We start from the raw sequence: 14,641 nt of genomic DNA on the forward strand, positions 1-14,641 counted from the left end.
TTAAAAAACGCCAGCGATACGCTGGCGTTTTTTGACAGCAATGAGTTACTTGTTTCCGTTCAAGTAATCTAAAACCACTTCATGGTGATCTTTCGTTTTAAACTTATTAAAGACGTGCTCGATAACACCTTCTTCATTGATAAGGAAGCTGATGCGATGCAGGCCGTCATAGACTTTACCCATAAACTTCTTTTCGCCCCACACACCGAACTGGTCAGCCGCCGCGTGATCTTCATCTGACAGCAAGGTAAAGTTGAGGTTGTCACGTTCGATAAATTTACCTAGGCGTTTCACTGGATCAATGCTGACGCCAAGCACGACCACATTGTGAGCATCCAATTCTGCTTTCGTATCACGCAAACCTTGCGCTTGAACTGTACAGCCTGGTGTCATGGCTTTTGGATAGAAATAGAAAAGAATTTTTTTACCAGCAAAGTCACTGAGTGACACTGTGTTGCCGTCTTGATCCAGCAGGGAAAATGCCGGAGCTGGAGTACCAGCTGTTAGCGTGTTCATTGATTTTCCTTTTTATTGACTGTTCTTTATGAAGTTTAACGAGCCTTTAACGCCAAGGCTTGAGCATAATGTTTCGAATTCTTCCTGCAATTGCATCAAATTACAATCAATGTCAACCGTGGCCGTGATGGCAATGTGAAACTGATTTTGCGATGACTGAATTTTCGTTTTGTCTATGGTCTGTGCGCTGAGAGAGGAAAGTCCAATATTTTTATCAGCGAAGAACTGAGTAAATTTCTCTGTTAGGCCAACTTCATCATTGGATTCAACGTAGACTTCCAAACTGTAAGCGTTGTCAGCACGAGCGTGTTGTGATGTACGTTTCATCATGGTGATGAGATCAAGTTGTTGGCCTAATAGTGGCAAAGTGCTCTCAACACGTGTCACGGCTGCGTTGTTGCCTGACAGCAACATAATGAGGGTGAATTCATTGCCAAAAAGCGCAATGCGACTATCAACAATATTGCATCCAGATTGTGTGACAAGGCGAACCACTTGGTTGCAGACACCAGGGCGGTCTGTTCCTACCGCTGTAATCACCAGATGTTGAGTCATAATATCACTTCGAGCATTGTTATGATTATTAACCAAATAGCTTAGCACAGTTACTGAAGAGAAAACTGTCCGCCACATACAAATCTAATGCAATTTTCTTCGCTCGTTACCAACCTTGTCTGAGGGCTTAGTACTTATAACCTCAGGCTGACAACAAGCGGTAAAAAAGGCGTAAGTTGCTAGAGTTCTAACATCTGATAAATATTCACTCAAATAGGTGATTTAAGCGGGTTTAATTCCTTGTCTTTTTCAATCGCCTTACAGTACCATGCAGACAGTATCTAAATTAGGGAGAAGGACATGTTTTCAGGAAGTATCGTAGCGTTAATTACACCGTTTAATAATGATGGCGAAGTAGATTACGTAAGCCTGAAAAAACTTGTAGATTTTCATGTCGACGCTGGCTCTGATGGCATTGTGGCCGTGGGCACAACAGGTGAATCTGCAACCTTAACTGTGGAAGAGCATGTCAAGGTTGTGACTAAAGTGGTAGAGTTTGCTGAAGGCCGTATTCCTGTTATCGCAGGGACAGGTGCAAATGCTACTCATGAATCCGTCACTTTCAGTCGCTTATTGAACAACTCAGGAATTGCCGGTTGTTTAAGTGTGACGCCATACTATAACAAACCAACCCAAGAAGGTTTGTTCCAACACTATAAAGCGATTGCTGAAGAAAGTGACGTGCCACAAATCCTGTACAACGTGCCAGGTCGCACTGCGGTAGATTTGTTGCCAGAAACAGTTGCTCGCCTTGCAGAAATCGATAATATCGTGGCGCTGAAAGACGCAACGGGTGATTTGAGCAGAATTGCAATTCATCGTGAACTTTGTGGCAAAGATTTTATCTTACTAAGTGGTGATGATTCGAGTGGCCTCGATTTTGTTAAGCAAGGTGGCCAGGGTGTGATTTCTGTTACGAATAACATCGCAGCGGAAGATATGGCGAAAATGATGAAACTTGCTCTTGAAGGTAAGTACGAAGAAGCCGAAATTATCAACCAACGCTTGATGCTGCTCCATAAAAACTTGTTTGTCGAGTCGAGCCCGATCCCAGTGAAGTGGGCTGCGCACAAGATGGGCTTGATAGCTCACGGTGACTTAAGACTGCCGCTGACAGAGTTGTCTGAAAATGCTCGTCCAATTGTGGCACAGGCAATGACGGAAGCTTGCATCTACTAAATCAGAATGAATTGCCGAAGCACAAACTTCGGCATTTACTTATCAGGAGTTTCAATGAAATTGTCTCATCAGCTAGTGGTCAGTTCGCTAGCTGTTTTTGTTTTAAGTGCCTGTTCTGGCGATGCCACTCAGCGTCGTCAGGCGAAGGACGATTTTGATTACCTCAATACTCCGCCTCTGACTGAGTGGAATAACATCGAAGGTGTGAACCCGCGTAACTACACTAACTACCAGATCCCTCAAGGAGAGTTTCGTGGTGGTGTCGGTCGTGATGTGGATATTCGCCCACCACAACAGGTTCTGGAGTTGATCCCAGGCGCGCGTGCAGAGCGAAAGAATGGCGAAGTAACGCTGTGGCTATTGCGTGAAGATGAGCTGGATAAAGTCTGGCAAACGGCACTTAAGATGCTGCAAGAGCAGAACATTGCTATTCGTGAGCAAACGGATAATCGTATCGAGACGGATTGGGTTAGCTGGAAGTCTGAAGACGAAGACGCTGAAATCGGTTCTCGTTACGAAATCACCAGTGTTGAGGCGAACAATCGCTACGGCTTTAAAATCTCTTTGATTGATTGGCGCAAAGCAGGCAAACAGATGCCAGTCTCCGCAACGAATAAAGAGCGCTACAACGCTTTGATGACCAATCTAGTGACTGCTCGTTACGACTTGGATATTCGTGAGGAAGCGGCGCGTCGTGCTCAAGAGCTGGTTAAGCAGATCCCGATCTCTATGGGTACTGACCGCAGTGGCTTCCCTGTGATTATTGCACGTACGCCATACAACATGTTATGGCCTCGTCTGCCTAAGCTACTGCCTGAAATGGGCTTCACTATTGAAGAGCGTAATCAATCACAAGGTACAGTGAAAGCTAAGTACGCTGCACCAGATGATGCATTCTGGACCGAAATTGGCGTAAAGCCGATTGGACTTTCATCAGGGACTTATACTTTCCTATTCGGTGATTTAGGTAACCGTACATCTATCAACGTGACGGATTCTTCGGGCAAGCCTGTAGAAGAAGAGTTGCTGAAAGACATGGTGCCAGTCCTGTCTGCTGTAGCAGACAAGCACGCTAAGTAACATCCAACAGGTAATAAAAAAGCTGACTATCAAAGTCAGCTTTTTTTATGTGTGTTGATTTGCTGTGGGCTCGACTAGAGAACCATAGCCGCAATCCAACCAAACACAATCAATGGGATATTGTAGTGAACGAAAGTCGGCACTACGGTTTCCCAAATATGTTCATGTTGACCATCAGCATTCAGGCCGGATGTAGGGCCAAGTGTTGAGTCAGAGGCCGGAGACCCTGCATCACCCAATGCAGCAGCGGTACCGACTAGAGCAATGGTTGCCATTGGCGAGAAACCAAATGCGGCAGCCAGTGGTACGTAGATTGTTGCAATGATTGGGATAGTTGAGAACGACGAGCCTATACCCATAGTCACCAATAGGCCAACAATCAACATCAGAAGAGCGGCGAGCGGTTTGTTGTCACCGATGCTGGTCGATAGTGCTTCTACCAAAGACTCCACCCCACCTGTTTGCTTCATTACGGCAGCAAAACCAGCGGCGGCAATCATGATGAAGCCAATCATCGCCATCATATGCACGCCTTTAGTGAACACGTCATGGGTTTCTTTCCATGCGATCACACCACCAAACGTAAAGACCATGAAACCTGCTAGGGCACCGATGATCATCGAACCTGTGGTTAACTGGACAGTAAGTGCTGCGATGATACCTGCGCAAGCAATTAGGATGTTCTTTTTGTTGATTGACGGTGTGTTTTCGTCAACGTGTGTCAGCTCTGTTTCCTTATATTGACGAGGCTTACGGTAACTAAAGAAAATGGCTGTTAACAAACCGAAGATCATACCCGCTGCTGGCAGTAACATAGCGACGGGAACTTGGTTTGCCACAACAGACTCTAAACCATTGTCGTGTAGGTTTTTAAGCAAGATGTTGTTGAGGAAGATACCACCGAACCCAACAGGTAACACCATATAGGGTGTGACAAGACCAAAAGTCAGCACACAGGCTATCATACGACGGTCTAGATTCAGCTTGGCGAACACGCCTAATAGAGGTGGAATAAGAATAGGGATAAAGGCGATATGCACAGGAACGATATTCTGAGATGACATGGTCACTAAGATCAGCGCGATTAACACTGCATACTTGAGACCTGTTGACGCAGAGCCATTTTCTTTTCCATGGATGCGTTTGATGACACTGTTGGCCAGTAAGTCAGTAATGCCCGACTTAGAAATTGCTACAGCAAAGGTGCCTAGCATCGCGTAGCTCAGGGCAATCGTTGCACCGCCCCCAAGACCACTTTCGAATGCGGCTACCGCATCATTTAGGCTCATGCCTGCGACCAGTCCACCGACGATAGCACTGAATGTCAGGGCGACCACGACATTCACGCGCATCAGGGCTAGAAGCAGCATGATACATACTGAAATTACCACAGGATTCATAGTTTACTCGTTTGTTGTGTTTACTTTTTTAGTTATTGTCTTCAGCGTCATTGTCAACAAGTGGCCAGCCACCTAATGCTTTCCATTTATTGACGATGCCGCAGAACAGCTCTGCCGTTTTCTGTGTATCGTAAAGGGCAGAGTGGGCTTCTTTATTGTCAAAATCCATCCCTGCGGTTTTACACGCTTTGGCTAATACCGTTTGACCATAAGCCAAGCCGCTTAGCGTAGCGGTATCAAACGTTGCGAAGGGATGGAAAGGGACGCGTTTGAGCTTGCTGCGTTCACTAGCGGCCATAACAAAGTTGTGATCAAAAGTTGCATTGTGTGCAACCATAATCGCACGACTGCAATCGGCCGCTTTTTGCTCTTTGCGAACAAGCTTATAAATTTCTTTTAGGGCTTCTGACTCTGGTATTGCACCACGCAGTGGGCTGAAGGGATCATGAATGCCGTTAAAATCCAGAGCTTCCTTCTCGAGGTTTGCTCCTTCAAAGGGCTCAACATGAAAATGTATGGTTGAAGCAGGCTGAAGGTCGCCATTTTCATCCATTTTCAGAGTGACGGCACAGATTTCTAGCAGTGCATCTGTTTTAGCGTTAAATCCTGCAGTTTCTACGTCGATAACGACAGGAAAATAGCCACGAAATCGTTTTTTGAGCGTCAATGCTTCGTTTTCTACAGTCATGTTGGCCTAGTATTATGTGACAAGGGCAGCATTATTGCAGATTCTCAGGGTAAGACAAACCGGATCGTTCAATTAATGATATTCGGTATTTATTGATAGAAATGAAGTCATCAAATGAGTTTTTGGCGAGATTATTGCATTCTAAATGCTGTAGAAGTATCAGCGGCAAATTTGCGCCGTGTTTAGTAAGAGAATCCGCCCCCCATGAAGAGACTGTTAGCCCCTAGCTTAACGTTAACATTTGCCTCTATTGCCTGTTCAGCATCGGCGATGGATGTTCACTATGCGGCTAAGCCACAACAGTCGCAGTGGCAAATGATAGCAAACACGCCACTGGAGTGTCGGATGGTGCATCCGATCCCAAATTACGGTGACGCTGTTTTTTCTTCCCACGCAAGCAAAAAGATCAATCTCGATTTCGAGCTAAAAATGAAGCGACCAATGGGGAAAACCCGCGACGTGTCACTGGTTTCTATGCCCCCAGTTTGGCGTCCTGGCGACAGTGCGGAGCGAATTACTAACATTCGTTTTTTCCAACAGTTTGATGGTTATGTTGGTGGGCAAACAGCTTGGAGTATTCTAACTGAACTCGAAAAAGGGCGTTATCCAACGTTCAGTTATCAGGAATGGCAAAGTCGCGATCAGCGTATAGAAGTGTCATTGTCTTCAGTCTTGTTCCAACCTTCCTACAATGCGTTCAGCGACTGTATCGCGAATTTGTTGCCATACAGCTTTGAAGATATTGCTTTTACTATTTTGCACTATGATCGCTCAAGTGTTCAGTTGAACAAGGCATCGCAGAAGCGCTTAGCCCAGATAGCGGAGTACATTCGCCATAATCAAGACATAGATTTGGTTTTAGTCTCGACATACACCGCGAATGATGAGAGTAAAAGTGCTAGCCAGAATTTGTCAGAGCAGCGAGCGGAAGTACTGCGCGATTACTTTCAATCTCTAGGCTTACCTGAGGATCGGATTCAGGTTCAGGGCTATGGGCGTCGTCGTCCTGTGGGTGACAACGCTTCACCATTGGGTAAAGACAAAAATCGCCGAGTGGTCATATCCCTGGGACGGACTCAAGTCTGATAGTAAAAACCAGCGTAAGGCTGGTGTTTTTATTGTGCATGACTATTAGTTGAGTCGGAACTTAGCGATCAAGTTACAGTTGGTCGCAGAGTCTATATCCTGGACCAATTTCGCTATCTTTGGATTTGGGTGTCGTTTCATGAATTCGATGAGCGCCTTCTTACAACAGCCCATGGAATCGACGAAGGCATCACAATCGCTATTTGGGCATTGAGGCACCAAGGTAAGGACTTTTTCTGAAGCCAACTGAAGGTATTTGAGTTCGTATTTCGTATCACCAACCGTTCGCCAAAACGAAGCCATATTGTGGCAGGAAATGACAGAGATCATCAGCCTGTCTTCAACATCAATCTCGCTGGAATCACCAATTCTCTCACTTAATGTCAGGGCTTGTTGATAGTGAAGGATACTACGCAGATGATCGTCATTGCTCATTGCCAGATCAGCCAGTAGCGTGTGTTTTTCCCACTCAGCGATACCCATTGTTTTATCACTCTCCGAATTCACAATATCTGGAGATTAAATGATAATTATTATCATGTAAAGTAAAAATAATAGGGCAGCTGAATGCGGCCCTACAGAATTCATGATGAGGTCGATCAGCCCTCGAGACCTGCTGACGCTTGTTTGTTTTGGATGAGCTCTAGCATATAGCCGTCAGGATCTTTAACGAAAGCAATATGAGTCGTTCCACCTTTTACTGGTCCTGGTTCACGAGTGACATTGCCACCGGCAGCTTTGATGACATCACAAGTTTGATAGATATTTTCAACACCGATTGCGATATGGCCGAATGCACTACCCAAATCGTACTCTGTGGTGCCCCAGTTGTACGTCAGTTCAATGACTGCTCCTTGAGATTCATCGCCGTAACCCAAGAAGGCAAGCGTGTACTCATATTCTTTATTTTCATTGGTCCGCAGTAACTGCATCCCCATGACTTCAGTATAAAATTGGATCGATTTATCTAAATTACCCACACGTAGCATGGTGTGTAAAATACGCCCGTTTGACATTGCTTTGCTCTCCTAGTTTTCTGGGTAAACTTTCTCTTTAAACTCACATAAGTCTTCAATGATACAGCTACCGCAGCGAGGCTTACGTGCAACGCAGGTGTAGCGTCCATGAAGAATCAACCAATGGTGTACATCGAGTTTGAATTCTTTCGGTACGACTTTAAGTAGCTTCTCTTCAACCTGATCGACATTTTTTCCCATCGCAAACTTGGTTCGGTTCGAGACGCGATAAATATGAGTGTCAACGGCAATCGTCGGCCAGCCAAACGCGGTGTTGAGTACAACGTTGGCAGTTTTTCGTCCGACACCTGGCAGAGCCTCAAGTGCAGCTCTATCTTCAGGGACTTCACCATTATGCTGATCGAGCAGAATACGGCAGGTCTTAATCACGTTCTCTGCTTTTGAGTTAAACAGACCGATGGTCTTGATATACGCTTTGACACCATCGACGCCTAAATCGAACAAGCCTTGTGGTGTGTTTGCCACTGGGTAAAGTTTGTCGGTCGCTTTATTGACGCTGACATCGGTTGCCTGCGCGGATAAGAGCACCGCAATCAAGAGTTCGAAAGGTGTACTCCAGTTCAGTTCAGTCTGAGGGTTTGGGTTGTTTTCCCTAAGACGCTCCAGTATTTGTACTCGTTTTTCTTTGTTCATGATGAAGCTGCTTTCCAGTGTGTAAGCCAGTGATTACTGGTTGGTGACGCGAGCTCGTTCAATAGTCGGTTTTTCTAGTTTTGGCTGACGAGCTTCTCGTTGTTTGTCGATGATGTTTTTCAGTGCAATGAGCAATCCAACGCCTATAAAGGCGCCAGGTGGAAGTAGCGCCAGTAAGAAGCTGTTGTCAAAATGGAATATCTCAATTCGTAAAGCACTTGCCCAGTTGCCAAGCAATAGGTCAGCACCATCGAATAGGGTACCGTTACCAATCACTTCGCGCATTGCGCCCAAGACAACAAGGACACTCGTCATGCCTAGTCCCATCCAGAATCCATCTTGTGCGGAAGGTAATACATCGTTCTTTGAAGCAAACGCTTCAGCGCGGCCAATGATGATGCAGTTGGTTACGATCAGAGGAATGAAAATACCCAAAGATAGATAAAGGCCATAGGCGTAAGCATTCATCAGCAATTGAACGCAGGTGACCAAAGCGGCAATGATCATCACGAAAACAGGGATGCGTACTTCTTTTGGCACATAGTCACGTACTAGAGACACAGTGACGTTGGAACCAACCAATACCAGTAATGTGGCAATGCCCAAACCCAAAGCATTGGTGACGGTTGAAGATACCGCCAGCAATGGACAGAGACCCAGCAGTTGAACCAGAGCTGGGTTGTTGTCCCACATACCGTTTTTAATCAGTGTTTTATGATCACTCATTGTTGCCTCCACAATGGCGTGGCTGGTTTTGAATCTGTGTGCGGTTTTCGTTGACAAATTGTACTGTATTTTTTTACTGCTTTGACGACGGCTCTTGGCGTTATCGTTGCCCCAGTAAACTGATCGAATTGTCCACCATCTTTGCGTACTTTCCAATCCGCTTCATTTTCAGGCGTGACCTTTTTACCAGCGAAACTCAGGATCCAATCGGTGACACGCAAGTCAATTTTATCGCCCAGTCCAGGTGTTTCTTGATGACTCAGAACTCGTGTTCCTAACACTTTGCCGTCTTGTTGGATACCAACAATAATTTTAATCGCGCCGTTGTAACCGTCTGGGGCGATAGCCTCTATCGCCAATGCAGTCGGTTTGCCATTTTTACTCGCCATATAGACAGGCATGGTTTCGTCAGTGCCTAAAGCAGGATCGGAAACCAAGGTGCAGGACTCATATAAGCTGTTGTCATGCATCTCAGGAGGAATTACTTGGTTGAGGACAGACAGCAGTTGCGCTTGTTCTTGCCGGCTGATTTGATCTTTGGTCAAATAGTGCGTGAGTGCGACCACGCCTGTTGAAGCACAGGCGAAAATGGCGAGTATTGCACCGTTTTTGCGAATAGCGTTTAACATGCTGCTCCTTAGTGGCCGTAGGTTCTGGGCTTGGTGTAGTAATCGATCAAGGGCACACACATGTTGCCAAGCAGTACCGCAAAGGCGACACCGTCAGGGAAGCCTCCCCAACTTCGGATAATGAATACCATTGCGCCAATGAAAGCACCGAAAATCAGTCGCCCTTTGACCGTCGTAGAAGCAGAAACGGGGTCGGTGGCAATAAAGAAAGCACCGAGCATGGTCGCCCCGGAGAGTATATGTATGAGCGGAGACGCCGTCTCTCCTGGGATCAAGATAGCAAACAAGCCGCTCATCACCGTCAGGCTAACCAGGAAGCTTACCGGGATATGCCAGTTGATCACTCTTAACTTGATCAGTACTAATCCACCGGCTAAATAAGCCAGGTTGACCCATTCCCAGCCGATACCTGCCAGACCACTGAATTGAGGCTGGTGGAGAGCCTCGGCAGCCGTATTTCCTGTATGCAGTGCGGTTTTGAAAGCATCGAGTGGCGTTGCCATCGTCGTGCCATCTATACCCGTTCGAATCTGCTGAAGTGATAAACCATCTAGGTTAAATCCAGTGAAAATCAGTGAAAAAGCATCACCTAACGAACTTGTTGTAGGCTGCAGTTCGGCGGGTGATATCCAACTGGTCATTTGTACTGGGAAGGAAATAAGCAATACAACATAAGCGACCATGGCAGGGTTAAAGAGATTTTGCCCAATACCGCCATACAGATGCTTGGCAATCAAAATCGCAAAAATTAAACCAATCGTGATGAGCCACCAAGGTGATAGTGGGGGATCGCTACAGCAAGTAACCAAGCTGTTACGATTGCACTATTGTCCCGCAAGGCTGACATCGGATGGCGTTTACGCGCGAACATGACACCTGCTTCAAGCAAAAGCCCAACAATAATGCCAAAGCCGAGTTGAATTAACGTTCCCCAGCCAAAAAAGTAGGTCTGAGCGATTAAGCCGGGCAAAGCACACATCGCGACCCACTTCATTAGGTCTGGGGTGCTTCTCCGGCTGTGAGCGTGGGGTGAGCTGGCAATGAAAAAGGCCACTACTCGTTCTCCTCAAATTTATTGTTTTGTTCTCGTTGAGCTTTACGTGCTTTCGCGCGTGCGATGGCAGCAGCAACAGCGGCTTTTTTTGGATCTTCTTCAGCAGCTTCAACGCTTACTGTTTCGGTGGTGACAGGCTCCGATTGACCTTCTTGCTGCGCCTTACGAGCTTTAGCACGAGCGATGGCAGCAGCAACAGCGGCTTTTTTTGGATCTTCTTCAGCAGTTTCAACGCTTGCTGTTTCTGTGGTGACAGGCTCCGATTGACCTTCTTGCTGCGCTTTACGAGCTTTAGCACGAGCAATGGCGGCAGCAACCGCAGCTTTCTTCGGATCCTCTCCGGCTTCAGCGTTTTCAGGCTCAGCGGTGACGGATTCTGGTTTACCTTCTTGCTGCGCTTTACGAGCTTTAGCACGAGCAATGGCGGCAGCAACCGCAGCTTTCTTCGGATCCTCACCGGCTTCAGCGCTTTCAGGCTCAGCGGTGACGGGTTCTGGTTTACCTTCTTGCTGCGCTTTACGAGCTTTAGCACGAGCAATGGCGGCAGCAACCGCAGCTTTCTTCGGATCCTCACCGGCTTCAGCGCTTTCAGGCTCAGCGGTGACGGGTTCTGGTTTACCTTCTTGCTGCGCTTTACGAGCTTTAGCACGAGCAATGGCGGCAGCAACCGCAGCTTTCTTCGGATCCTCACCGGCTTCAGCGCTTTCAGGCTCAGCGGTGACGGGTTCTGGTTTACCTTCTTGCTGCGCTTTACGAGCTTTAGCACGAGCAATGGCGGCAGCGACGGCGGCTTTTTTTGGATCTTCTTCAGCAGCTTCAACGCTTGCTGGTTCGGTGGTGACAGGCTCCGATTGACCTTCTTGCTGCGCTTTACGAGCTTTAGCACGAGCAATGGCGGCAGCAACCGCAGCTTTCTTCGGATCCTCTCCGGCTTCAGCGTTTTCAGGCTCAGCGGTGACGGATTCTGGTTTACCTTCTTGCTGCGCCTTACGAGCTTTAGCACGAGCAATGGCAGCGGCGACGGAAGCCTTTTTCTCTGCAGTTGCTGAATCAGTACCGCTATCCTGTTGAGCGGCTTTTTTCGCTTTAGCGCGCGCAATCGCTGCTGCAACCGCGTCTTTCTTATCATCGGATGACGTGGCTGACGAAGATTCCTGGGTCTTCTGAGCTCTTTTCTCTCTGGCCTGGCGTTTGCGTTCTTCACGCAGTTTTGCCATCTCAGAGTTGTCCGGCTCTGTATCACCTGCTTGCATTGCAGCCGCTTGCTTGGCTTTGGCTTTGGCGATGGCGGCCGCTACCGCTGGCTTAATTGCGGGTTGAGCCGATTTTGATTCCGATTTTTGCTCTTTTACGCGCGCAATCGCAGCGGCAATCGCATCATCGCCGCCGGTTTTCTTCATATCTTTGCGACGTTCATCTGCTGCTTTCTTGAAGCGGTTCTCTCGTTCTGCTTTATCACGCTCAAGCCGCGCTTTTCTCTCTTCAAAGCGGACTTTGGCACGCTCAGCAGCCTCGGACTCTTCTTTGCGCGTGCGAATCTCTGCTTTGGCTTGACGGTAGTATTGCACCAGTGGGATTTCACTAGGGCAGACAAAGGCACAAGCACCACATTCAATACAGTCTTTCAGGTTGAGTTCTTCACACTTGTCGTATTCAGCTGCTTTTGCATGCCATTGAAGCTGTTGAGGAAGTAGTGAAGCCGGGCAGACCTCAGCACATTGACCGCATCGAATACACGCCATTTCATACTGATCGGGTGAAATCTCTTTACGAGTTGGAGCGAGAATGCAGTTCGATGTTTTGGTAATGGGGACGTTGGCATGGGGAAGCGTAAAGCCCATCATGGGGCCTCCCATGATTAGGCGAGGCAACTTCTTATCGGCTTTGTAGCCAAACTCGTCGAGCAACGATTGAACAGGTGTACCAATCAGTGCGATCACATTTCTCGGCTGTTTAAAGGTATCTCCGGTTAGAGTAACGATGCGCTCTACCAAAGGTTCACCGTCACAAACCGCTCGCTTAATGGCTTGCAGCGAACCAACATTCTGCACCAGTACCCCAATCTCTGCAGGAATACCGTTTGCTGGTACCTCTTTATTAGTCAGTATCTTGATCAGTTGCTTCTCACCACCCGATGGGTACTTGGTGGGAATCACGCGGATAACGATATCTTTGTGCTGTGCGGCTTGTTCTAACGCTTTGATAGCTTGAGGCTTATTATCCTCAATACCGATAATGGTCAGTTTGGGCTTTAAGATGTGTTCTACAATCTCGATACCTTTAATAACTTCGTCGGCATTTTCTTGCATCAACATGTCATCGGCGGTGATGTACGGTTCACATTCCGCCGCGTTAACAATCAGTATCTCTGTCCGTGCCAAGCCTGCTTGGATTTTTTTCGCGGTAGGAAAGCCTGCGCCGCCCATACCTGAAACGCCAGCCTGACGAATAATTTCAATCAACTCATCCGATGTACGTTGTGTAAAGTCGTTGTTGGTGTCACGTTCAATCCAACGATCTTCGTTATCAGGAGCGATGACAATACAAGTTTCGGCTAGGCCCGATGGGTGAGCCGTGGTGCGAGACTCAATCGCTGTGATTTTACCAGATGTTGGTGCATGAACTGGCAGCATGAAGCTAGTGTCGTACTTGGTCAACGCTTGGCCTTTAAGTACCATGTCGCCAACTTCTACGGTTATCTTACCTGGTTTACCAATGTGTTGTTTCACTGGCAGAACGATTTCTTGTGGAATACTCGCTCTGGCAATCTCGCTTTTTATCGACTGTTTTTTGTTTTCAGGTGGGTGTACGCCCCCCGGGAAATCCCAAAGTGCGCCTGATTTAATTTGTTCTATGAGTGACAGCATACCAGTCCTTAATTCACGCGATTCTGCTGCTTGGCAGAATGGGTAACATCAACAACAGGAATGGCGTCCAGTTGCCACTTCCAGCTCGCTGTAGTGGTTTCTACAGGAATCATTTCAATACAGTCTGTCGGGCAAGGTGCGACACACAAATCACACCCGGTGCATTCGTCTTTGATCACCGTGTGGAGAGCTTTAGTACCGCCAACGATCGCGTCGACGGGACAAGCCTGAATACACTTAGTACAGCCAATGCACATGTCTTCATGAATAAATGCGACGGTTTTGACATTGTCGTCTAGATCGTGTGCAGAGTCTGTTGCCTCGACGCCCATAAGGTCGGCCAGCTTTTCGATGGTTGCCTGACCACCAGGAGGACACTTATTGATCTCGTCGCCATTAGCAATCGCTTCGGCATAGGGACGACAGCCCGGATAGCCACATTGGCCGCATTGGGTCTGAGGCAAGATGTTGTCAATTTGGTCGACAATCGGGTCCGCTTCGACTTTAAAGCGGATCGAGGCAAATCCTAATATGGCTCCAAATAATGCGGCTAGTGCAGCTAGTGCCAATACAGCAATAAGAATAGCGCTCATTACAATTTCACCAGTCCAGTAAAGCCCATGAAAGCGAGAGACATCAATCCAGCGGTGATCATTGCAATCGATGCTCCTTTAAACGGCGCAGGAACATCGGCCGCCGCGATGCGCTCACGCATAGAGGCAAAGAGAATAAGAACCAGTGAGAAACCGACCGCGGCACCAAACCCATAGATGATCGATTCGATGAAATTATGGTTTTCGTTAATGTTGAGGAGAGCAACACCTAAAACCGCACAGTTAGTTGTGATCAGTGGTAGGAAAATCCCCAGAAGTCGATAGAGCGTCGGACTGGTTTTGTGCACCACCATTTCGGTGAACTGAACCACAACGGCAATAACGAGAATAAAGCTCATGGTACGCAAATATTCCAGTCCCAAAGGCTCAAGAACGTAGCTTTCCACCAGATACGAGCACACCGAGGCTAGGGTCAGGACAAACGTGGTTGCCAACCCCATTCCGATTGCTGTTTCCAGCTTCTTGGAAACACCCATGAATGGACATAGGCCCAAAAACTTCACCAGTACAAAGTTGTTGACCAGCACAGTGCCGACCAGCAACAAAAGATATTCGGTCATAATTATATATTTAAGAG

Annotated in this window: 15 protein-coding genes and 1 pseudogene; 3 read left to right on the forward strand and 13 right to left on the reverse strand. The window is 47.3% G+C overall.

Annotated elements, in window-relative coordinates:
- Positions 1-45: 45 nt before the first annotated feature.
- Both bcp and KW548_06480 read right to left on the reverse strand, forming a co-directional pair.
- Positions 46-516, reverse strand: a complete 471-nt coding sequence (gene bcp / locus KW548_06475; protein ID QXX07616.1) for a thioredoxin-dependent thiol peroxidase — start codon at positions 514-516, stop codon at positions 46-48.
- 12 nt (positions 517-528) lie between these two features.
- On the reverse strand, positions 529-1,071 hold the full coding sequence (locus KW548_06480) for a glycine cleavage system protein R (protein ID QXX07617.1): 543 nt from the start codon (positions 1,069-1,071) through the stop codon (positions 529-531).
- A gap of 300 nt (positions 1,072-1,371) precedes the next feature.
- On the opposite strand from KW548_06480, the gene dapA reads away from it, so the two are divergent.
- Together dapA and bamC are read left to right on the forward strand one after the other, a co-directional pair.
- Complete coding sequence (dapA, locus tag KW548_06485) at positions 1,372-2,250, forward strand: 4-hydroxy-tetrahydrodipicolinate synthase (GenBank protein QXX07618.1); 879 nt, start codon at positions 1,372-1,374, stop codon at positions 2,248-2,250.
- Between the two features lie 54 nt (positions 2,251-2,304).
- Positions 2,305-3,330 (forward strand): outer membrane protein assembly factor BamC, encoded by a 1,026-nt coding sequence (bamC, locus tag KW548_06490; GenBank protein QXX07619.1) that lies wholly within the window; start codon positions 2,305-2,307, stop codon positions 3,328-3,330.
- A gap of 74 nt (positions 3,331-3,404) precedes the next feature.
- On the opposite strand, the gene KW548_06495 is transcribed toward bamC, so the two are convergent.
- Together KW548_06495 and rnt are read right to left on the reverse strand one after the other, a co-directional pair.
- Positions 3,405-4,730, reverse strand: a complete 1,326-nt coding sequence (locus KW548_06495) for a Na+/H+ antiporter family protein (GenBank protein QXX07620.1) — start codon at positions 4,728-4,730, stop codon at positions 3,405-3,407.
- A 28-nt stretch (positions 4,731-4,758) separates the two neighbouring features.
- Complete coding sequence (rnt, locus tag KW548_06500) at positions 4,759-5,418, reverse strand: ribonuclease T (protein QXX07621.1); 660 nt, start codon at positions 5,416-5,418, stop codon at positions 4,759-4,761.
- Between the two features lie 204 nt (positions 5,419-5,622).
- Between rnt and KW548_06505 the strand changes: the two genes are divergently transcribed.
- On the forward strand, positions 5,623-6,504 hold the full coding sequence (locus tag KW548_06505; GenBank protein QXX07622.1) for an OmpA family protein: 882 nt from the start codon (positions 5,623-5,625) through the stop codon (positions 6,502-6,504).
- A 45-nt stretch (positions 6,505-6,549) separates the two neighbouring features.
- On the opposite strand, the gene KW548_06510 is transcribed toward KW548_06505, so the two are convergent.
- From KW548_06510 to rsxA, 9 genes and pseudogenes are all read right to left on the reverse strand, one after another.
- The gene (locus KW548_06510; GenBank protein ID QXX07623.1) at positions 6,550-6,987 is read right to left on the reverse strand and encodes a DUF2753 domain-containing protein; all 438 of its coding nucleotides are present in this window, start codon (positions 6,985-6,987) and stop codon (positions 6,550-6,552) included.
- Between the two features lie 116 nt (positions 6,988-7,103).
- Complete coding sequence (gene gloA, locus KW548_06515; protein QXX07624.1) at positions 7,104-7,520, reverse strand: lactoylglutathione lyase; 417 nt, start codon at positions 7,518-7,520, stop codon at positions 7,104-7,106.
- 12 nt (positions 7,521-7,532) lie between these two features.
- Positions 7,533-8,174 (reverse strand): endonuclease III, encoded by a 642-nt coding sequence (nth, locus tag KW548_06520; GenBank protein QXX07625.1) that lies wholly within the window; start codon positions 8,172-8,174, stop codon positions 7,533-7,535.
- 33 nt (positions 8,175-8,207) lie between these two features.
- Positions 8,208-8,900, reverse strand: a complete 693-nt coding sequence (locus tag KW548_06525; GenBank protein QXX07626.1) for an electron transport complex subunit E — start codon at positions 8,898-8,900, stop codon at positions 8,208-8,210.
- Positions 8,897-9,529, reverse strand: a complete 633-nt coding sequence (gene rsxG, locus KW548_06530) for an electron transport complex subunit RsxG (protein ID QXX07627.1) — start codon at positions 9,527-9,529, stop codon at positions 8,897-8,899. Before rsxG ends, KW548_06525 begins: the two co-directional genes overlap by 4 nt.
- Positions 9,530-9,537: 8 nt before the next feature.
- Positions 9,538-10,583, reverse strand: a pseudogene (gene rsxD / locus KW548_06535) (electron transport complex subunit RsxD).
- Complete coding sequence (gene rsxC, locus KW548_06540; protein ID QXX07628.1) at positions 10,583-13,450, reverse strand: electron transport complex subunit RsxC; 2,868 nt, start codon at positions 13,448-13,450, stop codon at positions 10,583-10,585. Before rsxC ends, rsxD begins: the two are co-directional and overlap by 1 nt.
- Before the next feature lie 8 nt (positions 13,451-13,458).
- Positions 13,459-14,043, reverse strand: a complete 585-nt coding sequence (gene rsxB / locus KW548_06545; protein QXX07629.1) for an electron transport complex subunit RsxB — start codon at positions 14,041-14,043, stop codon at positions 13,459-13,461.
- A complete protein-coding gene (gene rsxA, locus KW548_06550) occupies positions 14,043-14,624 on the reverse strand; it encodes an electron transport complex subunit RsxA (protein ID QXX07630.1) in 582 nt (193 codons plus the stop codon). The genes rsxB and rsxA overlap by 1 nt, the downstream gene beginning before the upstream one ends.
- Between the last annotated feature and the right edge of the window lie 17 nt (positions 14,625-14,641).

The organism is Vibrio neptunius, assembly GCA_019339365.1.
GTDB lineage: Bacteria > Pseudomonadota > Gammaproteobacteria > Enterobacterales > Vibrionaceae > Vibrio > Vibrio neptunius.